A 21353-nucleotide genomic window follows, 5' to 3' on the forward strand; every position below is an offset into this window, starting at 1 on the left:
GGTGCTCAATTCCTCTGGGCGACGGGGTTGGTCAGGGCGCCGATGCCGGCGATCGAGATCTCGACCTCGTCGCCGACCTCCATCGGCCCGACACCCTCGGGGGTGCCGGTCAGGATGACGTCGCCGGGCAGGAGCGTCATCACGGACGAGACGTGGGCGACGAGGGTCGGCACGTCGAAGATCATGTCGGCGGTCGAGCCGTCCTGCACGACGTCGCCGTTGAGGAAGGTCTGCACCTCGCGGCCGTCGATGAAGGCCTGCGGGTCGAGGTCGGTCTCGATCCAGGGCCCGATCGGGCAGAACGAGTCGAACCCCTTCGCGCGGGTGAACTGCACGTCGGAGCGCTGCAGGTCGCGCGCGGTGACGTCGTTGGCGATGGTGTAGCCGAAGATCACGTCGGTCACCTGCTCGGCCGGTACGTCGCGGCAGATGCGCCCGATGACCACCGCCAGCTCGCCCTCGTAGTGGAGGTTGCTGGTCTGCGGCGGGTAGAAGATCGGGTCGCCCGGGCCGACGACGGCCGTGTTGGGCTTGAGGAACATCAGCGGCTCCGACGGCAGGTCGCTGCCCATCTCGGCGGCGTGCGCGGCGTAGTTGCGACCGATGCCGACCACCTTGCTGCGCGGGATGATCGGCGCGAGGAGGCGTACGTCGCTGAGCCGGTGCTGCTCCTCGAGCAGCTTGATCCCGACGTAGAGCGGGTCGCCGGCGAGGGCCACGACGACCGAGTCGTCGGCGGGCTGGCCGAACTCGTCCACCTCACCGGTGACGACGCCGAAGCGGGGCTCCTCGCCCGTGCTGAACCGACAGATGCGCATGCGCCGAGGCTATCCAACCGGCAGGAGCCGGGAACACGCCGGGAGCGGCTAGTGGCCGGCCGCCCGGTGCAGTGCGGCCAGGCTGGCGGCCACGTCGTCGAAGGTCGTGGACCAGTTGCTCACGCTCACCCGGAGCACCGCCTGTCCGTGCCACCGGGAGCCGGTGGTCCAGGCCGTCCCCTCGGCGAGCATCGCGTCGACCACGGCCCGGGTGCGGTCGTCGTCGCCGAAGGAGGCGCACACCTGGGTGAACTCCACGTCGTTGAGCACCTGCGCGCCCTCGATGGCCGCGATCCCCTCGGCGAAGGCGGCCGCGTGGTCGCAGAAGCCGTCGACGAGCTCGGCGACACCGTCCCGGCCCAGCGACCGCAGGACCGCCCAGACCGGGAACGCGCGACCGCGTCGGCTGATCTCGGGCACCTTGTCGAACGGCTCTCCGGCCGCGTCGTGGATGAGGTAGTCGCCGTGCATGCCCATGGCGGCACGCAGCGCCGCGCGGTCGCGGACGATCGCGAGCCCGCAGTCGTAGGGCACGTTGAGGGTCTTGTGGGCGTCGGTCGCCCAGGAGTCGGCGCGGTCGGCCCCCGCGAGGAGGTGGCGGCGCCGCGGCGACGCTCCCGCGAACAGGCCGAACGCTCCGTCGACGTGCACCCACGCGCCCGCGTCGTGGGCGGCCGCGATCGCCGCGTCGAAGGGGTCGAACGCGCCGGAGTGCACGTTGCCGGCCTGCAGGCAGACCATCGTGGGACGTCCGTCGCCGGCGTCGAGGGCGGCCGCGAGCGCAGCGGCCTCGATGCGCCCCTGGTCGTCGACCGCCACGGGCTCGGGCGCCCCGAGCCCGAGGTAGCGGAGGCTGAGGTCGATGGTGTCGTGGCGCTCGGCCCCGACGAGGACGCGTACTCCGGGCGAGCCCACCAGGCCACGCTCGGCGACGTCCCAGCCCGCCCGTCGCAGCACCTCGTCGCGCCCGGCGGCGAGGCAGGTGAAGTTGGCCATGGTGCCGCCGGTGACGAAGCCGACGGCGCTGCCGGCCGGGAGGCCGAGCAGGTCGACCACCCACTCCTCCGCCACGTCCTCGACCGCGGAGTGCGCCGGCGTCAGCACCCGCAGGCCGGAGTTCTGGTCCCACGCGCTGACCAGCCAGTCCACCGCCAGGGCCGCCGGGTGGGTGCCGCCGATGACGAAGCCGAAGAACCGTCCCCCCGGCATCGCCGTCAGTCCCGGCTCGCACGCCTCGGCCAGCTCGTCGACGACCGCGGCGGGGTCGGTCGGCCCGTCCTGGAGGCGCCGGTCGAGGCGGGCGCGCACCTGCTCGACGGTCATGGCCGGCGGGACCGGCCGGGCGGCGAGGGAGTCGAGCCACCCGAGCGCGTGCGCGTACGCCCTCTCGAGGCCGGCGGTGCGGTCCATCTCGGCAGTGTCCACCCGGCATCGTCCGCGCGTCGAGTGCCGTCGGGCCGCGTGGAAGCGGTCCGGACCGCTCCCCCGCACTAGCCTTGGCGCAGTGCGCGTGCTGTCGACCTCCGAGTGGCGTCCCCTCGCCGAGGCGCACGCCGCCCGCATCGACGACTTCGTCCAGCCGCACCTCGCGCGTCGCGCCGACCAGGTGAAGCACCCGGTCCACGACTTCCTCTTCACCTACTACTCCCAGCGACCCGCCCAGCTGGGCCGCTGGCACCCCGGCTTCGGAATCGCGCTCGAGGGCGCCGAGGAGCATGTCGGGCTGAAGGGGTACGGAGGCGAGCCGGTCGCCGTCGCGGCGTCGTACGTCGTCTCGCAGCGCCCGCTGCTCACCCAGCTGCACACGCTGTTGAGCGCGACGGCCGCACGCGCGCCGCAGCTCGGCTGCTTCGGCCTGCACGAGTGGGCGATGGTGCATCGGTCGGTGGAGCACGGGACCCGGCATGACTGGCCGCTGCGTCTCGGCCCCGAGGGCACCGACGCGGTCGTGGAGTCGCACCGGATCGCCTGCTCGCACTTCGACGCGTTCCGCTTCTTCACCCCCACCGCCCGTCCGCTCAACACGCTGCAGCCGGCGCGTGACGACCGGCCCGCCTTCGAGCAGCCCGGCTGCCTGCACGCCGGGATGGACCTCTACAAGCACGCCTTCCGGCTCACGCCGATGGTCGCCAGCGACCTGGTCGCCGACTGCTTCGAGCTGGCCCGCGACATCCGGGTGCTCGACATGCGGGCGGCGCCGTACGACCTCGCCGACCTCGGCTTCGACCCGGTCCGGATCGAGACGACAGAGGGCAAGGCGGCGTACGTCGAGGCGCAGCGGGGTTTCGCCGAGCGGGGCGCTCCCCTGCGCGCGCGGCTCGTCGCCGAGTGCGAGCGGCTGCTGGCGGTCGCGCCGGCCTGACCGGGCGGGTCAGGAGCCCTGGGCGACGGCGAGGTCGACGTCCTCGGGGTCAGGGTCCACCGGTGGGTCCTCCGGGTCGACGCATGCCCACTCCGTGACGTCGCCGTGCTCGTTGCTCGCTCGGACGCAGGGACGGTCCGGTTCCTCGACGCGGACCACGACGCTGACCCCGGATGACGGGGCGAAGAGCTCGCCGGCCACCTCGGTCGACTGGCCGGGAGCCAGCTCGAGGGCCCGACCCTGACCGGTGGACAGCACGCTCTGGTACTGCAGCCACTCCATCCGGGCCCGGTCGTCGAACATCGGCCGGGTGCGATCGACCCGGTCGTCGATCTCGAGCGCGACGGGGAACGCAGCGACGAAGAGGGCCGCGAGACCGGCGAAGACCGCGTTGGTCCTGGTGGCCCATCGCGGCTGGGGCGACGTCGTCGACATGCCGGGGCTCAGAACTCGTAGCCGAACGCATCGATGGTGTCGGCGAACACCGTCGCGACGCGCTGCTTCGAGGCGGGCGTGTAGAGCTCGCGGTAGTGGCCCGCGGGGCGGGCGTTGCCCTTGGCGCGCGGCAGGTCGGGCTCGCCGGGCAGACCCAGGTGCTGCCAGACCTCGCGCAGCTCGGCGTCGAGGTTCTCGTAGCGCAGCATCCGGTCGAGCGCCATCTTGCCGCGGATGCGGTAGAGGCGGCGGTTGTTGGCGAGCTGCTCGATCCAGATCTCCTGGACGTAGGCCTCGAAGTCCGGCAGCTCGGGACGGTCCTTGTACTTCCAGAAGTAGAGGGAGACGACCGCGTCCCACGGGTTGCGCTCGATCGCGAAGGTGAAGTAGTCGGCGAAGACGTCGGCGCCGACGAGGTCCCGGGTGGCCTTGGCACCCATGTGGTTGTAGGCCTTGCGCGGGAGCGGCGGGGACTGGAAGTTCTGCGGCGGACGCCCGCCGGCGGCCTGCCGGAGCTCCTCGTCCTCGGGGCTGATCTCGGTGATGATGTCGTCGGGCCCGCACACCTTGGACAACGCGATCTCCACGCTCGTGCCCGCCGTCTTGCGGGTCTTGAGGAAGATGAAGCGGTGCTGGTGGGACGCGATCACGGGGACGACCCTATCCGTCCCGCCCTCCCCGACCCATGGCTACGGTGAACGCCGTGAGCGAGCCCCGGACGACGACCGCCCAGCCCCACCGCGACCAGCACTTTCGCGGCGAGGACTGGTACGGCGACGACCTCGGTGCCGCGCGCTTCGTCGAGTGCACCTTCACCGACGTCGACCTCTCCGAGTCCACGTCGTCCGGAGCCACCTTCGAGCGGTGCACGTTCCACGGCGGCCGGTTCAACGCCTCGGTCCACACCGCCACCGCCTTCGTGGGCTGCGACTTCCGGCGTACGTCGTTCTTCGACGCGACGCTCGACGGCTGCAAGCTGGTCGGCTCGACCTTCGCCGACTGCACCCTGCGTCCGCTGACCGTCGTCGGCGGGTCGTGGCTCGGGGTGACGATCCGCGGCGCCAACCTCTCCCGCCTCGACCTCACCGGCGTCGACCTGCGCGAGGCCGACCTGTCGATGTCGGACCTCACCCTGACCTCGCTGGCCCGGGCCCGGCTGGACCGGGCCGTACTGCGGCAGGTCAAGCTCGACCGCACCGACCTCCGCGGTGCGAGCCTCGACGGCGTCGACCTGGCGGCGGCAGAGCTCAGGCGGACGCGGCTCGACCTGGCCGGCGCCGTGCTCCTCGCCGAGCTGCAGGGCGCGGACGTCGACACCTCGGCCTGACCCCTGGGGAGTCCCTCCTTGACCGGATATCTGAGGACGTGGTGAACGGATTCGGGGCCGAGGTCCGACCACCACGTCCTCAGATATCGGGGTCCAGCCGGGCTCGCAGCCCGTCGATGACGAGGTCGAGCCCGAGGTCGAAGTCGGGCAGCGAGTCGAGCGAGCGCTCGACGGCGCCGAGACCCACGGCCTGACGGGCGGTCTGCTCCTCGAAGGCGTGGCCGAAGACGTAGTGGACGAGGGTGCGCGACGCGACGGGGACCAGCTCGGGGGGCACGTCGGCCTCGGTGAGGACCTTCTCCATCTCCGCCACCGGCGCGTCGGCACCGAGGCCGAAGGCCCACACGGTCGCGACGACGTCGGCACCATCGGTGCAGGCGAGCATCGCGTGCCGCAGCTCGGAGCAGGCCTCGCGCAACCGGTCGGACCACTCCGTCGCCGTACGCGGTCGTGCACCGCGCGCCAGGATCTCGTCGGCCACGGCCGCGAGGAGTGCCTGCTTGCTCGGGAAGTGGTGGTAGATCGCGCTCGGCTGGACGTCGAGCTCGGCCCCGAGGCGACGCATGGTGAGGGCGGCCAGCCCGTGGGTGTCGAGCAGGTCGACGGCGTGAGAGAGCACGTCACTGCGCCTGTGGGCCACGCACCCTCCCGGTCCTCGGACGACGTTGACGACGACTTCGTCCCCAGCCTAACCTGAACGCCGTTCACCCTGAACAGTGTTCAGGTCCCGTCCGTGCGACCCGCGAGGAACGACCCATGACCGCCACCGCCCAGCCCGACACGACCCCCGGGACCGGCCGCCACGACTCCCCCGGCTCCTCGTCACCGACCCGGGACCTCGCGCTCGTCGCCGCCTTCGCTGCCCTCATCAGCGCCAGCGCCTACATCGGCGCCATCCCGGTCGGCAGCGCCGGCGTACCGATCACGCTCCAGACCCTGACCGTGATGCTGGCCGGCTGCGTCCTCGGCCCGCTCCGTGGCTTCTCGGCCGTGACGCTCTACCTCGCCCTGGGCGCGGTCGGGCTGCCGGTCTTCGCCGAGCACTCCTCGGGCATCGGCGTCTTCACCGGCCCGAGCGGCGGCTACCTGCTGTCGTTCCCGTTCGCTGCGGCCCTCGGCGGCTTCCTGGTCGCGTACGTCGCCCGCGAGCGCCGCACGCGGGCCATCGTGGTCTTCTTCTGCTCGCTCACCGCCAGCGTGCTGGTCATCCACCCGCTCGGCATCCTCGGCATGATGCGCTTCTTCGACATCTCGTTCCTCGAGGCCGCCACCTACGACGTGCCGTTCTGGCTCGGCGACCTGGTGAAGACCTCGCTGGTGGCGATGATCGCTGCCGAGGTGCACCGCGCCTTCCCGCAGCTGCTGCACCGCGACCGACGCAGCTGACTTGACGTCGATCCAGCTCGCGGAGGCCGCCGTCCGGGTCCCCCTCCCCGGTGGCGGCGAGCGCGAGATCCTCGCCCCCACCACGCTCACCCTCACGGAGCGCCGGGTCGCCGTCATCGGCGCCAACGGGTCCGGCAAGTCGACCCTGGCGCGGCTGGTCAACGGCCTCGTCCGCGCCTCGGCCGGACGCGTGACGGTCGACGGGCGCGACGTGGCGCGCGAAGGCGCCGCCGTACGCCGCATGGTCGGGTTCTGCTTCACCGACCCGGCCGCCCAGCTGGTGATGCCGACCTGTGTCGAGGACATCGAGCTGTCGCTGCGGCGCACGGTCAAGGACCGCGACGAACGTCGCCGGCGGGCCCTGGCCGTGCTCGCGGCGAACGGGCTGGAGGACCACGCCCACGACTCGGTCCACTCGCTCTCCGGGGGCCAGCGCCAGCTCCTCGCGCTCGCAGGCGTGCTGGCCCTCGAGCCGTCTGTCGTGGTCGCGGACGAACCGACCACGCTGCTCGACCGCGCCAACACCCTGCGCGTCGCCGAGGCCCTGCTCGGGCTCACCCAGCAGCTCGTGCTCGTGACCCACGACCTCGACCTGGCCGCCCGGTGCGACCGGGTGGTGGTCGTCGACGCGGCGCGGGTCGTCGCCGACGGGCCGCCGGAGGCGTCGATCGCCTACTACACGCAGCTCGTGGACACCCCCGCATGAGCACGGCATGAGCGACCTGATGGCGGGGCTGCACCAGCCCGGCGACACGTTCCTCCACCGGCTGCCGGTGGGTGCCAAGGTGCTCGGCCTGGCCGCGCTCAGCCTGGCAATCGTCGTCGTCCGCGACGCGCGCGCCGCCTTCGTGTTCCTCGCGGTGACGCTGCTGCTCGCGGCGCTGGCCCGGGTGCCGCTGCGCTCGGTCTGGCGGGCGGCCCGCGGCGTGCTGCTCATCGCCGTCGTGGCGAGCGCGTTCCAGTGGTGGTGGTACGGCGGGGCGAAGGCCGTGGAGACCTTCCTCGACCTGCTCAGCCTGGGCCTGGCCGCCCTGTCCCTGACCGCGACGACGTCGGTCGACGAGATGGTCGACGCCCTCGCCCGGTGGGCGCGGCCGCTGCGGTTCGTCGGCGTCGACCCCGACCGGGTGGCCCTCACGGTCGCGCTGACGATCGGGGCGCTGCCGGGCACCATCGCCATCGCGCGCGAGACCCGCGACGCGGCCCGCGCGCGCGGTCTCGACCGCAACCCGCGGGCGTACCTCTCCCCCTTCGTGATCCGGCTCGTCGCCCGGGCCCACGAGTCCGGCGACGCGCTCCACGCGCGCGGCATCGGGGACGACTGAGTCACCAACCGGGCGGCCGCCTGGCGGTCCACGGGGCCGCGGTCTCGACCTGCGCCGAGACGGACAGCAGCAGCTCCTCCTCCGCCGGTCGCGCGGCGAGCATCACGCCGACCGGCAGCCCGTCGTCGGTCCAGTGGAGCGGCAACGACACGGCCGGCATGCCGGTCACGTTCCAGGCGCTGGTCCACGGCGTGAACTCCTTCTGGAGCGCGAAGTCGCGGGCCGGGTCGGTGTCGTCGCGCAGCGCCCCGACCTCGACCGGCGGGCTCGCGAGGGTGGGCGTGAGGACGATGTCGTACGACGCCAGCGCGGCGAGCGCCGCCGCGGCGTGCTGCCGCAGGCGGCCGATGGCGAGCCCGAAGTCGGGGCCGCTGACGGCGTGGCCGAGACCGCCCAGCCAGCGGGTCAGCGGGCGGAGCAGGTCCTCGCGGCCCGGCGGCGCGGTCGAGAGGGCGGTCAGCACCGCCCAGCAGGTCTCGAAGTCGGCGACGGCCTCGCGCGGGATCGGCACGGGCACGTCCTCCACGTCGTGGCCGAGGGACTCGAGCAGGCGGGAGGCGGCGTCCCAGGCGGTGACCGAGGACGGGTGGACCTCGACGTCGACGATGACCGGAGTCACGAAGCGGGCGACGCGGAGCCGCCCCGGCTCGCGGTCGCAGGCGTCGAGGAAGGTGCCCGACGGCTCGGGGGCCCAGAACGGGTCGCCGACCCGGCGGCCCGCCAGCACGTCGAGCAGCGCGGCGGCGTCGCGGACCGTGCGCGCGAGGGTGCCGGCCGTGGCGAGGCCGACCGGGTCGCCGTAGCGCGGGGCGCCGCTGATCCGTCCGCGCGTCGGCTTCAGCCCGACCAGCCCGCAGCACGACGCCGGGATCCGGATCGAGCCGCCGCCGTCCGACCCGGGTGCGACCGGCAGGAGCCCGGCGGCGACCGCAGCTGCGGCGCCGCCGGACGACCCACCCGCGGTGCGGGAGGTGTCCCACGGCGTCACGGCCGGCGGGGCGACGTCGGGCTCGGTGTAGCAGGGCGACCCGAACTCCGGCGTGCTGGTCTTGCCGAGGCTGGGCATGCCGGCCGCCTCGACGGTGAGGACGAGGCCGTCGGACTCCTCGGGGACGAAGTCGTCGTACGCCGCGGACCCGAAGGTGGTGCGGACCCCGGCCGTGGGATGGAGGTCCTTGATGCCCGTCGGGACCCCCCAGAGCGGACCGGCGTCCGCGGGGCGTCGCTCCCCGGCCAACTGCTCGGTCAGGCGGCGCGCATGGTCACGCGCCAGCTCGTGCGTCGGCGTGATGAAGGCACCCACCTCGATCGAGCCGGCACGGCCGGCATAGTGCTCGACCAGCTCGAGCGGCGACACCTCCCCACGGCGTACGGCGTCACCCTGCTCGAGCGCGGTCAGGTCGTGGAGTGGCACACCTCGACCGTAGCGAGATCGGTGGCCAGGCTCAGGCGGCGGCCTCGACCTCGTGCGCGACGAGGGCGTCGAGCGCACCGAGGAAGCGCTGCACGGCCTCCTCGTTCTCCAGCGGGTCGCCCTCGAGGGCGGGCTCGTCGACGACGATGCCCTCCACCACGACGGCGCCGGCGATGGTGGCCGAGTGGCGCGCGTGCTCGTGCGACCACTTGCCGCCGTACGGCGTGGGAGTGGCGCCGATGGCCGCGAAGGGCTTGCCGACGATGGCGCCCTGGCCGTAGGGCCGCGAGAGCCAGTCGATGGCGTTGTTGAGGACGGCGGGCATGGTGCCGTTGTACTCCGGCGTCACGGCCAGCACGCGGTCGGCACCGGCGACGGATTCGCGGAGGGCGGTGGCGGCGACCGGCGCAGCGTCCCCGTCGAGCTCCTCGTTGTAGAACGGGACGGCGTCGAGGCCCTCGACGACGTCGACGGTGACGCCCGCGGGGGCGTGGTCGCGGAGGTGCTCGGCGATGCGACGGTTGAGCGAACCGGCGCGGTAGGAGCCGAGGAGGACGGCGACACGGGTCTGCTTCTGAGTGGTCATGCACCGCTAAACGGACCGTAGTCCGCTTATATTCCGCTGCCGTCGAACTTCCTGCGACCTAGGCTGGCGCGGTGATCCACCTCCTGCCGCTTGCCGACGAGCCCGCGCCGGAGCGGGCCGACGCGGCGCGCAACCGGGAGGCGATCCTCGCAACGGCGCTGCGCCTCGTGCGGACCCGGGGGGTCGGCTGCGTGACGATGGACACGGTCGCCGCCGAGGCCGGCGTCGGGAAGGGAACCCTCTTCCGACGTTTCGAGAGCCGCGAGGGGCTGATGGCCGCGGTCCTCAACGAGTCGGAGACCGCGTGGCAGGCCAGCGTCATCTCGGGTCCGCCGCCCCTGGGGCCGGGCGCTCCTCCGCTGGACCGGCTGCTCGCCTTCGGGCACTCCCGGTTGCGGACCAACCTGACCCACGGCGAGCTCATCGCGGCCGCGGGCCGCCCCGGCGCCCGCTCGGCGGCAGCCGTCTCGTTCGCCAACATGCACGTCCGCTACCTCCTGGGCGAGCTCGGGGTCACCGGGGACCTGCTGATGCTCGCCACCGCGCTCCTCGCGCCGCTGGAGATGGTCGTGCTCGACCAGCAGGTCAACACCGAGCACATCGCGGTCGACCGGGTCGAGGCCGGGTGGGACGACCTCGTGCGCCGGGTGGTCGGCGCCTGAGCGCGACCCCTCAGCGGGCCAGCTCGGCGAGCTTGCGCTTCATGGCCGCGATCTCGACCTGCTGGTCGGAGCCGATGTGGCCGGCGAGCTGGAACACCTCGGACTCCTGCCCGCCCTCGCCCTCGGTCAGCAGCGACTCCACCATGAGCACCGCGCCCTCGTGGTGGCGGATCATGCCCAGCAGGAACAGCTGGTCGAAGCGCCGGCCGGAGGCGCGCTCGAGCCGGGTCATCTCCTGCGGGGTGAGCATCCCCGGCATCCCGTGCTCACCGTCACCGTGACCGGCATGCATGCCGGAGACGCTCTCGCCGCGGGCGGTCAGCCATCCCTCGAGCTGCTCGATCTCGGCGACCTGGGACACCTCGATGCGCTCCGCGATCGTCCTCAGGTCGGGGTCGTCGGCGCGGTCCCCGACCAAAGCCGTCATCTTCAGTGCCTGCTGGTGGTGCGGGATCATCCCCTGCACGAAGGCGACGTCGGCGGCGGTGTACGCCGGATCGTCGATGGACTCCGCCTCTTCCGGTGACAGCGTGGTGTTGGACTCCCCCGGCGCCCCCAGCTGCACCACCGGGGCGGCGTCGTCCTCGGGCTCGGCCTCGGCGGTGCATCCCGTCAGCCCGAGCGCCACGGCCAGTACGGCGAGCGCGGCGGTGGTGCGGCCCGGACGGCGGTCACGGGTCAGCGGCATGGGCTCTCCATTCACGGCGGTGTACCCACATTCTGGGTCTGGCGGACGCGGCGTGTCATCGCTACGTTGACAAGTCAACGTCATAGTAGGTCGACCACGCCGCGGACCTCCCGGACCGATCATCACGTGCCGACCTGAGCTGGGAGGGTCACCGCGATGTCTCGTCTACCCCGTCGGAGCCGGACCACGATGCGCGCCGCGGGGGTGATGGTCCTGGCCGCGGCGCTCGTGCCCGCAGCGGCGTACGCAGCGGACGACCCGCGCGAGGACCTCGCGCCGGGCTACATCCCGTGGTCAGAGGCCAGCAGCAACATCGAGCTGCTCGACAACGATCCGCGCGCCGGGGCCTTCGACTCGGACGTCACCGGCTTCAACGGCATCGGGTTCGCCAACTCGGACCTGGCGTTCAGTGGTGACAACGCGATCGTCGGCAGCTTCAACGGCTTCCAGGTCTACGACCTCTCCGACCCGACCAACCCGACGCTGCGCACGTCGTTCGTGTGCCCGGGTGGTCAGGGCGACCCGTCGGTCTACGGCGACCTGCTCTTCATCTCCGTGGAGGAGGGTCGGGGCCGCATCGACTGCGGCACCCAGGGTGCGCCCGGCGCGGTCAACCCCGAGCGCTTCCGCGGCGTGCGGATCTTCGACATCTCCGACATCGACAACCCGGTGCAGCTGCCGGGGGTGCAGACCTGCCGCGGGTCCCACACGCACACGATCGTCAGCGACCCCGACGACCCGGCCAACATCTACATCTACAACTCCGGCACGTCCGGGGTCCGCCCGGCCGCGGAGCTGGCGGGCTGCGAGAACGCCAACCCCAACAACCCCGCGCCGGTCACGTCAGGCAACCCGACCCAGTGGCGCATCGACGTCATCAAGGTCCCCCTCGCGGCACCCGAGACGGCCGCCATCGTCAGCCAGCCGCGGATCTTCACCGACCCGGCGACCGGCGCCTTCAACGGCCTGCAGAACACGGTGCCCGGCACGCTGCACCCGTCCGGGACGGCGTACTCCCCGCTGCCCAACACGAACACCTGCCACGACGTGACGGCCTTCCCCGCCAAGGAGCTGGTCGCCGGCGCCTGCCAGGGCAACGGCATCCTGCTCGACACCGAGGACCCGGTGAACCCGGTTCGCCTGGACGCGGTCGCCGACCCCAACTTCTCCTACTGGCACTCCGCGAGCTTCAACAACGACGGCACCAAGGTGATCTTCACCGACGAGTGGGGCGGCGGCACGAGCGCCCGGTGCCGCGCGACCGACAAGCCCGAGTGGGGCGCCGACGCGCTGTTCGACCTCGACGGTGACCAGATGGAGTTCGCGAGCTACTACAAGATGCCGGCCGCGCAGACCACCGCGGAGAACTGCGTCGCCCACAACTCCTCGCTGGTCCCGGTCCCCGGTCGCGACATCCTCGTCCAGGCCTGGTACCAGGGCGGCCTGTCGGTGATCGACTTCAGCGACACCGCCAACCCGGTCGAGATCGCCTACTTCGACCGCGGCCCGATCAGCACCCCGGCTAACCCGAACGGGCTCAACCTGGGCGGTCTCTGGTCGACCTACTGGTACAACGGCCAGGTCTACGGCACCGAGATCGCGCGTGGCTTCGACACCTTCGGGCTGGAGACGAGCGACATGCTGAGTGAGAACGAGCTCGACGCGGCGCGCGAGGTCGTGCTCGATGAGTTCAACGCGCAGCACCAGGAGAAGATCGTCTGGGAGCCGAGCTTCAACGTCGCCGGGGCCTACTTCGACCAGGCGGTCCGCTCGGGCGAGCTGTCCGGCGCGACGCTCGACACCGTCGAGAAGCACCTCGCCAAGGCCGAGAAGCTCGAGGGCCGGGGCGCCGCGGCGAAGGCCCAGCTGAGCAACGCCATCCGGGTCCTCGACGACTCCGGCGACCAGGGAGAGCTCAAGCAGGCGCTGAAGGACCTGCGCGGCGCCCTCTGAGCAGGTACGGCGCCACCACCCCGGCCTCGGCCGCGGTGGTGGCGCCACCCCTCAGCGGTGGTGGCGTCGCAGGCCGAAGGTGAGCCCGTCGACGAGTGCGCCCCACGACGCCTCGATCACGTTGGCGCCCACACCGACGGTGACCCAGGACGACTCGCCATCGGTGGTCTCGATGAGCACGCGCGTGATCGCGTCGGTGCCGTGCCCCTGGTCGAGGATGCGCACCTTGTAGTCGATCAGCTCGAACTTCGCCACCTCGGGGAAGGCCTGCCCGATCGCCTCCCGCAGGGCCGCGTCGAGGGCGTTCACCGGCCCGTTGCCCTCGCCGGTGACGACGTAGCGCACACCCTCCGCCCGTAGCTTCACGGTCGCCTCGGAGACGGCCTCGCCCTGCACACGGGTCTCGGTGATGACGCGCCACGACTCGACGTCGAAGTAGGACGGGCGCGTGCCCTCCACCTCCTCGGCGAGCAGCAGCTCGAAGGAGGCGTCCGCGGCCTCGAAGGTGTAGCCGCGCTGCTCGAGCTCCTTGACGCGCTCGGTGACACGCGTGACGACGTCGCGGTCCTGCGACAGGTCGTAGCCGAGCTCGCGGCCCTTCAGCTCGATCGAGGCGCGGCCGGCCATGTCGGAGACGAGCAGGCGCATGTCGTTGCCGACGACGAGCGGGTCGAGGTGCTGGTAGAGGTCCGGGTCGACCTTGATCGCGCTGGCGTGCAGGCCGGCCTTGTGCGCGAACGCCGACGTGCCGACGTACGGCTGGCGCGAGGCCGGCGGCACGTTGGTGACCTCGGCGACCGCGTGCGCGATGCGGGTGGCCTCGCGGAGCAGGCCCTGCGGCAGGACCGACCGGTCCAGCTTGAGCTCGAGGTTGGCCACCACGGTGACCAGGTCGGCGTTGCCGGTGCGCTCGCCGTAGCCGTTGATGCAGCCCTGCACGTGGGTCGCGCCGGCGGCGACGGCGGCCAGCGAGTTGGCCACGGCGCAACCGCTGTCGTTGTGGGCGTGGATGCCGACCCGGGCGCCGGTCGTCTCGACGACGTCGAGCACGACGTCGGAGACCCAGTCGGGCAGCATGCCGCCGTTGGTGTCGCACAGTGCGACCACCTCGGCGCCCGCCTCGGCAGCGGTGCGGAGGACCTCGAGCGCGTACGCCCGGTTGGCGCGGTAGCCGTCGAAGAAGTGCTCCGCGTCGAGGAAGACCGTCTGGCCCTCCTCGCGCAGGTGGCTGACGGTGTCGCGCACCATCGCGAGGTTCTCCTCCAGCGTGGTGCGCAGGGCGAGCTCGACGTGGCGGTCGTGCGACTTCGCCACGAGGGTGACCACGCCTGCCCCGGAGTCACGCAGCGCTGCCACGAGCGGGTCGTCCGCGGCGCGTACGCCGGCCCGCCGGGTCGCGCCGAACGCCGCCAGTCGCGCGTGGCGCAGGTCGAGCTCCTCACGGGCACGGCGGAAGAACTCGGTGTCCTTGGGGTTGGCGCCCGGCCAGCCGCCCTCGATGTAGCCCACCCCGAGCCCGTCGAGCTGCTTGGCGATGCTCAGCTTGTCAGCGACCGAGAGGTTGAGCCCCTCCTGCTGGGCGCCGTCGCGCAGGGTGGTGTCGTAGACGTGGAACGAGCCGTGCAGGTCCATCGGAGCGGTCTCTCGGTCGGTGCTGACATGAAAAAACCTCCTGGGGTGCAGGAGGTCGGCGCGGCGGGGAGTCCCGACGCGCTAGGCAATGATGATCGTGCTGCTGGTCACCTGTTCATGGTGCCACCGATGTCACGTGGCTGAGACCTGCGTCTCGGCATCCGGTCGGCAGGCACGCGCGTGCCCCGGGTGCCACCCCCCACGAGCGGCACCCGGGGCACGTGACGTCCCCCCGAACCCTGAGCCGGTCAGCAGCTGTAGGCGTCCGCCCCGGCGACGTACGTCTCCACCATCTGCATCGGCAGCGGCGAGCCCTCGGCGAAGTACTCCAGGCCCTTGCCGTCGGCGCCGTTGGGGTTGGTGCGACCGGTGTGCTTGGGGTCGCCGATGGTCATCTTCTCGAAGACCTTGAGGGCGACCGGCAGCCCGGCCTCGCGGAGCGCGGCGTAGCCGGCGTCGCGGGCCCCGTCGCAGTCGGCGGTGTACCCCTCGAACTCGGCGCCCATCTCGGCGGAGATGACGAACCAGTTCGACGAGGTCGGCCCGTCGAGGGTGTTCATCGGGATGAAGCAGTGGTGAGCGCTGGCGCTCGCCGCGGTGACGGCGATGGCGGCTGCGGCGCCGGCGGTGACGACGCCGAGCCGTCGGACGGTGGTGATGCCCATGGTGGTGTTCCCTTCCCCCGTGACCCCCTGTGGGCCGCGGCAGGAGCAGTCCACCGTCTCTGGCCGGCAGCGGCCACGAACAGCGACCCGCACAGTTCTCGCACAGTTGCGCGGGTGGCCGGGCGTCCCCCGCGGGGCGGTGCCCCGCGGGGGACGTCGGCTCGGGTCAGCCGATGGCGCGGTACTCCGTCCAGGCCGTCTGCATGCGGGTGGCCTGGCCCGCGGTGAACTGGGTCATGCAGGAGTCGTAGGTGTAGTCCATGAAGTTGGTGATCGGGTCGAGCCCACCGCCGGCGCAGGTGTCGCGGCCGACCGGGCACTGGAAGGCCGGCGAGGCCTCCGGCGCGGTGTCGGCGACGTAGTCACCCGGCTCGGAGCACCCGCCCTGGAACGTGTGGTAGAGCTCCAGCCAGTGGCCGACCTCGTGCGTCGCGGTGTCGCCCTCGCCGTAGACCGAGTACACGCTGGTGTCGCCGGTGTCGTTGGGCACGGTCGGCAGGCTGCGGTAGTCGATGACCACGCCGTCGCGGTACCGCGGCATCGGGTTGCCGCCGGTGGCCTCGGCGTCGAAGTCGGACGGGAACGTCGCCCAGCCGAGCAGCGACTGGCCGAGCGAGGCGGAGTAGATGTTGAGCGTCTCCGAGGTGCTGTCGCCGTAGAGCGCCTTCTTCATCGCGATCTCCTTGGAGCTGCCGCGGAAGCGCGGCTCGGCACCATTGGGGTAGATCAGGTTGAACCACTGCGGCTCGTAGGTGCGGGTGACCTCCTCGAGCTCGAAGGCGAAGCCGTGCGGTGCGTAGGCCTCGTTGAGCACCCGGATCTGCTCGGCGATGCGGGCGTCGGACAGGTCGCCGCCCTCCTGGCCGCGGTCCTTGGCGATGACGTGGAAACGCACCGGGACGGTGACGGGCTCGAACGCGGCGGCCGCCACCGCGGCGCCCGGCTTGCCCCTGGCGGAGGTGCGCGAGGTCGTGCGCGCCTTCATCGCCTTGGCGAGCGGGTCCTTGTGGACGAGGTGCAGGTCGTCGCGGGGGATGGTGCCCTCCGGCGCTTCGGCGACCTCGCCGTAGTCGATGCAGTCGGTGGACTTCTCCTTGGCCGGCGCGGCGAACGACGGCGTGGACATGCCCATCCCGAGGGCGAGTGCGGTGACCGCGACGCCGAGGCGTCGTACGGCAAGGGTGCTGACGAGGTGCATATGGGGGATCCCCTCACGTGAGTCGGTTGAGGGGACCGTAGAGCCCGCGCGGGCGGTCGGGGAAGACCCACCTTCGGGTGGACCCCGGCCCGGCGCGGTCACGCGGCCGGGCCGGGCCGCTCGATCAGCCCTGGACGCGCCCGTCGGGCTCCTCGTCGACGACCTCCGCGTCGAGCAGCCCGGGGTCACCCACCTCGGGGTCCTCGACGACGTGCACCGCGGCTTCCTCGGCACCGGCCGCGGCCCCGTCGATGCCGACGTCGGTGGCGACGAGGTCCTTCTCGGCGTCGGTGCGGACCCCCTCGTCCTCGGCCACCAGACGACCCGCGCGGTCGCCGTCGACCTCGGCGGCGTCGAGGTCGGCCTGCACGGCCTCGCCCTCGCTCGAGTCCTCGGCCACCAGCGCGGCGAGGTCGCCCCTGGCCGCCTCAGCGTCGGCGACGACGTACGGGTCGGGCTCGGGGACCTCCTGCTCGACGCGCTGGTCGAGCGACTCGCCCTGGCTCTCCTCGAGCGGGGTGTTGCCGTAGCCCTGCGCCGCGGACCACTTCTCCGGCGGCGAGTAGCCCTCGTCGAGCGGCTCGGCCAGGCCCCGGTCGTCGACGAGGCTGTCGCCCTCGCCCTGGGGCTGGTCCTCGTCGTCGACGCTGTAGCCGTGGTAGCTCTCGTTGTCGGTCGTGTCGCCGCTCATCGGTCCTCCTGCTGTCAGGTGCATGAGGAGGCTAGGTACCCCGGACCGGCCCGCCTGAACGGGGAGGTCCGTCACAACCAGCCGGGGAGGCTCACGTCGGAGAAGGGTGCGGCGTCGTACGGCGTCCAGCTGGTGCCCTGTGCCGACGCCGCGGCGCCCAGCCCGGACGCGGCGGCGGCGACCAGGAGCGTGACGATCAGCCACGGAACGCCGCGACGTGCGAGCGGGTCGACGACGCGGTGCACCGGCGAGCGCAGCCGCTCGGACCCCGGCCCCCACCAGGTCGACAGCGCGAACATCGCGCCGATCGCGGCGAGCGAGGTCGTCAGGGACAGCGACGCGGCGAAGCAGAGGAGCGCGACCGCACAGGCGATGCCGGCGCTCCACAGGAAGAGCACGAGGGTGCCGGAGAGGCCGGCCACCGCGTGCCACGGCGCGGCCAGCAGCACCTGGAGGCCGTCGTACCACCTCGCACCGCGACGGTCGCGGCGGCTGCCCGCGGACGCCGCGGCCATCGAGCCGCTGCGCAGCAGCCACACGAGGACCAGGAGGACGGCGAGCGCGACGTAGGGGGCCACGGTGATCGCGCCGGCGACGACGCCGCCCGCGGCGAGGAGAGTGAGCGTGCGGCGCAGCCGCTGGCCGGCGGGGACGTGTGGTCGGACGTGGGGGCCGTAGTCGGTGACGGCCTCGACCGATCCGTCCGGGAGCACGCGGGTCTGCCGGTGCGGGAGCGTCCCGGCGTCACCCCACCCGACGGTGTCGTCGTGGTCGTCGTGGTCGTCGTGGTGTGTCTGGTCCCAGTCGTGGGACCAGTGCACCGGTTCGGCCTCGGGCCGTGCGTACGACGGTGCGGTGGGCGGAGCGACCGGCTGCGCGAGCGCAGCGGCACTGCCGACGCGGGTGGGGGCCTCGAGGTCCTGTCGTACGCCGGCGACGTAAGGCAGCGTGACGGGTGCGGCCGTGCGGTCGTCACGCTCCTCGTGCTCGGGCGACCCGAGGTCCTCGAGCCAGTCGCGCACCTCCTCGAGCGAGGGCCGGTCCGCGGGCTTCGGTGCGAGTGCCTCCTCGACGAGCTCGCGCACGTCGGGGTCGAGGCCGGCGAGGTCGTGCTCGCCGCGGCGGACGCGGTCCATGACGGCCACGGACGGCCCGCGGCCGAACGGGGCGCGGCCGGTGCCGGCGTACGCCACCGTGGCGGCCCAGGCGTGCACGTCGGAGGCGGCGGTGGCGTCGTCGCCGTAGAGGATCTCGGGGGCGAGGTAGCCGGGCGTGCCGAGGAGCCAGCCGTTCATCGTGATGCGGGAGTCCTCGGCGACGCGGGCGAGGCCGAAGTCGATGAGGATGGGCGTGCGGCCCTCCATGATCACGTTGGACGGCTTCACGTCGCGGTGCAGGACGCCGACGGAGTGGACCGCCTCGAGCGCCTCGGCGAGGCAGTCGGCGAACCACAGCAGATCGGCGCCCCCGAGCGGCCCCTCCTCCTGCACGTGGTCGTGGAGGGAGAGGCCGGGCACGTAGCGCGTCGCGACGAAGGGGATCTCGCCGAACGGGTCGGCGTCGACGATCTCGGCGATGCGACGGCTGCGGATGCGGCTCAGCGAGCTCACCTCGCGCGCCAGCCGGCGCCGTGCCTCGTCGTCGCCGACGACGTGAGGGCGCAGGACCTTGATCGCCACCGGACGCTCCCCGGGCCGCTGCCCGAGGTGCACCACGCCCATGCCGCCCTCGCCGAGGCGGGCACGCAGCGCGTAGCCGCCGACGGTCAGCCCGGGCGGCGGCGCCTTCGGGGACGTCGTCACGGCACGAGGATACGGCGGGAGGCCCGGTGCACCCCGATCCCGGCACGCCCGGCGGGGCGTCGTCGGACCTCTGGGCGACCATGGGGTGGTGGACGACGTACGACAGCGGCTGCAGCACGAGCGCGAGCAGACGCTCGAGCGCCTGGCGAGCCTGACGGGCGACCACGAGTCCATCGTGGCGGCGTCCCTCGACACCAACGCCGACGACGAGCACGACCCCGAGGGCGCGACGATCGCCTTCGAGAGGTCACAGATCGGCGCGCTCGTGCGCCAGGTGCGCCACCACCTCGCCGAGCTCGACGCCGCCCTCGCCCGGGTCGATGCCGGCACCTACGGCGCCTGCGAGGCCTGCGGGTCCGCGATCGGGGAGGCTCGCCTCGAAGCGCTGCCGGCGGCGCGCACGTGCATCACGTGTGCGTCCCGGCGGTCGTGAGCCGGCGCGGGGCGGAAGGGAGGCCACCCGGGCCCTCAACGTCTCAACCTTGATGGGGTCCCCGAACTCGCCGAGGAGAGTGGCCAGCAACCGTCCACAGTCATGGCCGAGTGTCAACAGTGACCGATATAATCGAACACATGAGCGAAGCGCTGGCAGTCCGGGTGACAGGTGAGGTGGACGACCTCACCGCCTCCGGCCTGCTGGCGCTCGCGCGGGACCGGAAGGCGGCCGAGGAGCGCGCCGCCGCCGACCTTCTCGAGGTGGCGGCCCGGTGGGCGGACCTGCACCCGCCGGAGTCGATCCACCACGCCGCCTCCTTCTCCGTGCCGGCGGCGGGGTGGGAGCACGAGGAGCCCATCGCGGGCGAGGGATGCCCGCTAGTGGCGGAGTTCTGCGTGGCCGAGCTCGGCGGCGTCCTCGGTGTCTCGACGGTCGCGGCGAAGAAGCTCATCGGCCACGCCCTCGAGCTGCGCCACCGGCTGCCGCGGCTGTGGGCCCAGGTCCACGCCGGTCGGGTGCCGGCGTGGAAGGCCCGAGCGGTCGCCGAGACCACCATCCACTCCAGCCCCGCGCTCACGAAGGAGGCGGCCGGGTTCGTCGACGCGCAAGTCGCCGCCGTCGCCGGCCGGGTCGGTCCCGCCCAGCTCGACCGGCTCGTCGCCGAAGCCATCAGACTCTGCGACCTCGCTGAGGCTGACCGGACCGCCGATCCCGAGGACGGCTACCTCTACGTCGACCCGCGCCACGTCACCGTCGACACCCGGGACGTGCACTACGCCGGCACCATGCGGGTGGAGGCCGAGCTCGGCATCGCCGACGCCCTCGACCTCGACCGCGCGCTCACGCAGGGCGCGGCGCAGCGGAAGGCGTTGGGGTCCACCGACACGTTGGACGTGCGCCGATCGCAGGCCCTCGGCGACCTCGCCCGCACCCAGACCGCACTCGATCTTGCAGGAGTCGGCGCTGACCCTCAGCGGTTGCCGGCCGCGCGGGAGGTTGTGCTCCACGCCCACTTCGACGCCGGCTTCTCCGGCGACACCACCGTGTTCGGTCCCACCGGACGCCTGGAGAAGGGCCAACGGCTGCTGCTGCTCGAGCAGGTGAAGTCGTGGTGCGCCGACACGCGCACCAAGGTCACCATCAAGCCCGTCATCGACCTCAACACCGCGCTCCACACCGACGCCTACCAGGTCCCGGACCGGATCCGCGAACAGGTCGTCCTTCGCGACCGCACGTGCGTGTTCCCGCACTGCACCCGCCCCGCCCGGCGAGCAGACGTCGACCACGTCATCCCCCATGACCCCGGCGCCGAAGCAGAATGCAGGCCCCAGCCCGGCCCCACGCAGACCGACAACCTCGCCGCCCTTTGCCGCGGCCACCACCGGCTCAAGACCCACTCGGCCTGGCGCTACGCGATGGTCGCACCCGGGGTGTTCGAGTGGACCAGCCCGCACGCGTACCGCTACCGACGCGACAACACCGGCACCACCGCACTCGACCCCCCGGATGCTCCGCCCGGCATTCCCCGACCCCGTCGACCATGACCCCGCCCCGAACCCCCTGAGGAGCACCACGCAGGGGGCGAGAGGCATGTCCTGGTCCAACCCGCCGGCACTCAGGCCAGTGCACCGTCGCATGTCGTCTTCGCGCGCGTTCGCAGGTAGATACGGGTGGTACCTCATCGGCCTGTTCCAGACTGGCCTCGCCGCGATGTTCCTCCGCGCTTGGGAGGGACAACAGGATGGATGGACAGCATCAGCCTGCAACTCTCCGACCTTGACCACGTCGTCGTCACCCGCAATGGCGGGGTCGTCGTGCTCGACTCGAAGTCCGCACCGAAGTGACGGCCACCCCGGTTGTCGACATGACCCGTGCAGCAGCACGGGTCCGAGCCCGCGCACAGGCATTGGACCGCACTGTGCTGAAGTCGGAGCCCGGCCAGCGGGGCACGGGGTGCCGGACGAACACCACGT

At 72.5% G+C, this 21353-nt stretch carries 22 protein-coding genes; 9 read left to right on the top strand and 13 right to left on the bottom strand.

The genetic code is table 11. From position 1 onward, the window contains the following. Nucleotides 1–5: 5 nt before the first annotated feature. Both HOO61_RS20090 and HOO61_RS20095 read right to left on the bottom strand, forming a co-directional pair. Nucleotides 6–818, bottom strand: a complete 813-nt coding sequence (locus tag HOO61_RS20090; protein WP_172259082.1) for a fumarylacetoacetate hydrolase family protein — start codon at nucleotides 816–818, stop codon at nucleotides 6–8. 48 nt (nucleotides 819–866) lie between these two features. Further along, nucleotides 867–2228 carry a pyridoxal-dependent decarboxylase gene (locus HOO61_RS20095; protein WP_172259081.1) on the bottom strand — a complete coding sequence of 454 codons (1362 nt, stop codon included), beginning with the start codon at nucleotides 2226–2228 and terminating at the stop codon, nucleotides 867–869. A gap of 94 nt (nucleotides 2229–2322) precedes the next feature. Here HOO61_RS20095 and HOO61_RS20100 point away from each other — a divergent pair, with 94 nt between their 5' ends. Continuing rightward, nucleotides 2323–3180: a 3-methyladenine DNA glycosylase gene (locus HOO61_RS20100; RefSeq protein WP_172259080.1), complete on the top strand. Its 858-nt coding sequence runs from the start codon at nucleotides 2323–2325 to the stop codon at nucleotides 3178–3180. Nucleotides 3181–3189: 9 nt separating this feature from the next. Here HOO61_RS20100 and HOO61_RS20105 read toward each other — a convergent pair whose 3' ends face one another. Next, the gene (locus HOO61_RS20105) at nucleotides 3190–3615 is read right to left on the bottom strand and encodes a hypothetical protein (RefSeq protein ID WP_172259079.1); all 426 of its coding nucleotides are present in this window, start codon (nucleotides 3613–3615) and stop codon (nucleotides 3190–3192) included. 8 nt (nucleotides 3616–3623) lie between these two features. Beyond that, complete coding sequence (locus tag HOO61_RS20110; protein WP_172259078.1) at nucleotides 3624–4265, bottom strand: sulfotransferase family 2 domain-containing protein; 642 nt, start codon at nucleotides 4263–4265, stop codon at nucleotides 3624–3626. A 53-nt stretch (nucleotides 4266–4318) separates the two neighbouring features. On the opposite strand from HOO61_RS20110, the gene HOO61_RS20115 reads away from it, so the two are divergent. Next, nucleotides 4319–4942 carry a pentapeptide repeat-containing protein gene (locus tag HOO61_RS20115; protein WP_367650146.1) on the top strand — a complete coding sequence of 208 codons (624 nt, stop codon included), beginning with the start codon at nucleotides 4319–4321 and terminating at the stop codon, nucleotides 4940–4942. Between the two features lie 79 nt (nucleotides 4943–5021). Here the strand turns inward: HOO61_RS20115 and HOO61_RS20120 are convergent, their stop codons facing one another. Then, entirely contained in the window at nucleotides 5022–5561 is a 540-nt protein-coding gene (locus tag HOO61_RS20120) for a TetR/AcrR family transcriptional regulator (RefSeq protein WP_367650145.1), read from the bottom strand. A gap of 137 nt (nucleotides 5562–5698) precedes the next feature. Here HOO61_RS20120 and HOO61_RS20125 point away from each other — a divergent pair, with 137 nt between their 5' ends. From HOO61_RS20125 to HOO61_RS20135, 3 genes are read left to right on the top strand one after another with little or no spacing between them, the layout of a single operon-like run. After that, nucleotides 5699–6328: a biotin transporter BioY gene (locus HOO61_RS20125; protein ID WP_172259075.1), complete on the top strand. Its 630-nt coding sequence runs from the start codon at nucleotides 5699–5701 to the stop codon at nucleotides 6326–6328. Nucleotide 6329: 1 nt separating this feature from the next. Next, nucleotides 6330–7034 (top strand): energy-coupling factor ABC transporter ATP-binding protein, encoded by a 705-nt coding sequence (locus HOO61_RS20130; RefSeq protein ID WP_172259074.1) that lies wholly within the window; start codon nucleotides 6330–6332, stop codon nucleotides 7032–7034. 7 nt (nucleotides 7035–7041) lie between these two features. Then, the gene (locus HOO61_RS20135) at nucleotides 7042–7653 is read left to right on the top strand and encodes an energy-coupling factor transporter transmembrane protein EcfT (RefSeq protein WP_172259073.1); all 612 of its coding nucleotides are present in this window, start codon (nucleotides 7042–7044) and stop codon (nucleotides 7651–7653) included. A gap of 1 nt (nucleotide 7654) precedes the next feature. Here the strand turns inward: HOO61_RS20135 and HOO61_RS20140 are convergent, their stop codons facing one another. Together HOO61_RS20140 and HOO61_RS20145 are read right to left on the bottom strand one after the other, a co-directional pair. Next, nucleotides 7655–9067 (bottom strand): amidase family protein, encoded by a 1413-nt coding sequence (locus tag HOO61_RS20140; protein ID WP_172259072.1) that lies wholly within the window; start codon nucleotides 9065–9067, stop codon nucleotides 7655–7657. 31 nt (nucleotides 9068–9098) lie between these two features. Next, nucleotides 9099–9653 carry an NADPH-dependent FMN reductase gene (locus HOO61_RS20145; protein WP_172259071.1) on the bottom strand — a complete coding sequence of 185 codons (555 nt, stop codon included), beginning with the start codon at nucleotides 9651–9653 and terminating at the stop codon, nucleotides 9099–9101. A gap of 71 nt (nucleotides 9654–9724) precedes the next feature. On the opposite strand from HOO61_RS20145, the gene HOO61_RS20150 reads away from it, so the two are divergent. Then, nucleotides 9725–10315 (top strand): TetR/AcrR family transcriptional regulator, encoded by a 591-nt coding sequence (locus tag HOO61_RS20150; protein ID WP_172259070.1) that lies wholly within the window; start codon nucleotides 9725–9727, stop codon nucleotides 10313–10315. Between the two features lie 10 nt (nucleotides 10316–10325). On the opposite strand, the gene HOO61_RS20155 is transcribed toward HOO61_RS20150, so the two are convergent. Further along, nucleotides 10326–11003, bottom strand: coding sequence for a DUF305 domain-containing protein (locus tag HOO61_RS20155; RefSeq protein ID WP_172259069.1), 678 nt, complete (start codon nucleotides 11001–11003; stop codon nucleotides 10326–10328). Nucleotides 11004–11159: 156 nt separating this feature from the next. Between HOO61_RS20155 and HOO61_RS20160 the strand changes: the two genes are divergently transcribed. Then, nucleotides 11160–12956, top strand: coding sequence for an LVIVD repeat-containing protein (locus HOO61_RS20160; protein WP_216658885.1), 1797 nt, complete (start codon nucleotides 11160–11162; stop codon nucleotides 12954–12956). A 51-nt stretch (nucleotides 12957–13007) separates the two neighbouring features. Here HOO61_RS20160 and cimA read toward each other — a convergent pair whose 3' ends face one another. The 5 genes from cimA to HOO61_RS20185 form a co-directional block, all read right to left on the bottom strand. Beyond that, the gene (gene cimA / locus HOO61_RS20165; protein WP_172259068.1) at nucleotides 13008–14588 is read right to left on the bottom strand and encodes a citramalate synthase; all 1581 of its coding nucleotides are present in this window, start codon (nucleotides 14586–14588) and stop codon (nucleotides 13008–13010) included. A gap of 248 nt (nucleotides 14589–14836) precedes the next feature. After that, the gene (locus tag HOO61_RS20170) at nucleotides 14837–15253 is read right to left on the bottom strand and encodes a hypothetical protein (RefSeq protein ID WP_172259067.1); all 417 of its coding nucleotides are present in this window, start codon (nucleotides 15251–15253) and stop codon (nucleotides 14837–14839) included. A 166-nt stretch (nucleotides 15254–15419) separates the two neighbouring features. Further along, nucleotides 15420–16451 (bottom strand): zinc metalloprotease, encoded by a 1032-nt coding sequence (locus tag HOO61_RS20175; RefSeq protein WP_172259066.1) that lies wholly within the window; start codon nucleotides 16449–16451, stop codon nucleotides 15420–15422. Nucleotides 16452–16575: 124 nt separating this feature from the next. Continuing rightward, nucleotides 16576–17142 carry a DUF5709 domain-containing protein gene (locus HOO61_RS20180; protein ID WP_172259065.1) on the bottom strand — a complete coding sequence of 189 codons (567 nt, stop codon included), beginning with the start codon at nucleotides 17140–17142 and terminating at the stop codon, nucleotides 16576–16578. 71 nt (nucleotides 17143–17213) lie between these two features. After that, the gene (locus HOO61_RS20185) at nucleotides 17214–18944 is read right to left on the bottom strand and encodes a serine/threonine-protein kinase (protein WP_172259064.1); all 1731 of its coding nucleotides are present in this window, start codon (nucleotides 18942–18944) and stop codon (nucleotides 17214–17216) included. An 88-nt stretch (nucleotides 18945–19032) separates the two neighbouring features. On the opposite strand from HOO61_RS20185, the gene HOO61_RS20190 reads away from it, so the two are divergent. After that, a complete protein-coding gene (locus HOO61_RS20190) occupies nucleotides 19033–19377 on the top strand; it encodes a TraR/DksA C4-type zinc finger protein (RefSeq protein ID WP_172259063.1) in 345 nt (114 codons plus the stop codon). 140 nt (nucleotides 19378–19517) lie between these two features. Continuing rightward, entirely contained in the window at nucleotides 19518–20924 is a 1407-nt protein-coding gene (locus HOO61_RS20195; protein WP_172259062.1) for an HNH endonuclease signature motif containing protein, read from the top strand. Nucleotides 20925–21353 lie beyond the last annotated feature (429 nt).

The sequence above is a fragment of the Nocardioides sp. zg-1230 genome (genome assembly GCF_013155335.1).
Taxonomy (GTDB): domain Bacteria; phylum Actinomycetota; class Actinomycetes; order Propionibacteriales; family Nocardioidaceae; genus Nocardioides.

Bases quoted from the DNA above. Each gene is read 5' to 3' on its own strand.
- HOO61_RS20090 (WP_172259082.1), bottom strand. From the start codon at position 818: ATGCGCATCTGTCGGTTCAGCACGGGCGAGGAGCCCCGCTTCGGCGTC.
- HOO61_RS20095 (WP_172259081.1), bottom strand. From the start codon at position 2,228: ATGGACCGCACCGCCGGCCTCGAGAGGGCGTACGCGCACGCGCTCGGG.
- HOO61_RS20105 (WP_172259079.1), bottom strand. From the start codon at position 3,615: ATGTCGACGACGTCGCCCCAGCCGCGATGGGCCACCAGGACCAACGCG.
- HOO61_RS20125 (WP_172259075.1), top strand. From the start codon at position 5,699: ATGACCGCCACCGCCCAGCCCGACACGACCCCCGGGACCGGCCGCCAC.
- HOO61_RS20135 (WP_172259073.1), top strand. From the start codon at position 7,042: ATGAGCGACCTGATGGCGGGGCTGCACCAGCCCGGCGACACGTTCCTC.
- HOO61_RS20145 (WP_172259071.1), bottom strand. From the start codon at position 9,653: ATGACCACTCAGAAGCAGACCCGTGTCGCCGTCCTCCTCGGCTCCTAC.
- HOO61_RS20155 (WP_172259069.1), bottom strand. From the start codon at position 11,003: ATGCCGCTGACCCGTGACCGCCGTCCGGGCCGCACCACCGCCGCGCTC.
- HOO61_RS20160 (WP_216658885.1), top strand. From the start codon at position 11,160: ATGTCTCGTCTACCCCGTCGGAGCCGGACCACGATGCGCGCCGCGGGG.
- cimA (WP_172259068.1), bottom strand. From the start codon at position 14,588: ATGGACCTGCACGGCTCGTTCCACGTCTACGACACCACCCTGCGCGAC.
- HOO61_RS20170 (WP_172259067.1), bottom strand. From the start codon at position 15,253: ATGGGCATCACCACCGTCCGACGGCTCGGCGTCGTCACCGCCGGCGCC.
- HOO61_RS20175 (WP_172259066.1), bottom strand. From the start codon at position 16,451: ATGCACCTCGTCAGCACCCTTGCCGTACGACGCCTCGGCGTCGCGGTC.
- HOO61_RS20180 (WP_172259065.1), bottom strand. From the start codon at position 17,142: ATGAGCGGCGACACGACCGACAACGAGAGCTACCACGGCTACAGCGTC.
- HOO61_RS20195 (WP_172259062.1), top strand. From the start codon at position 19,518: ATGAGCGAAGCGCTGGCAGTCCGGGTGACAGGTGAGGTGGACGACCTC.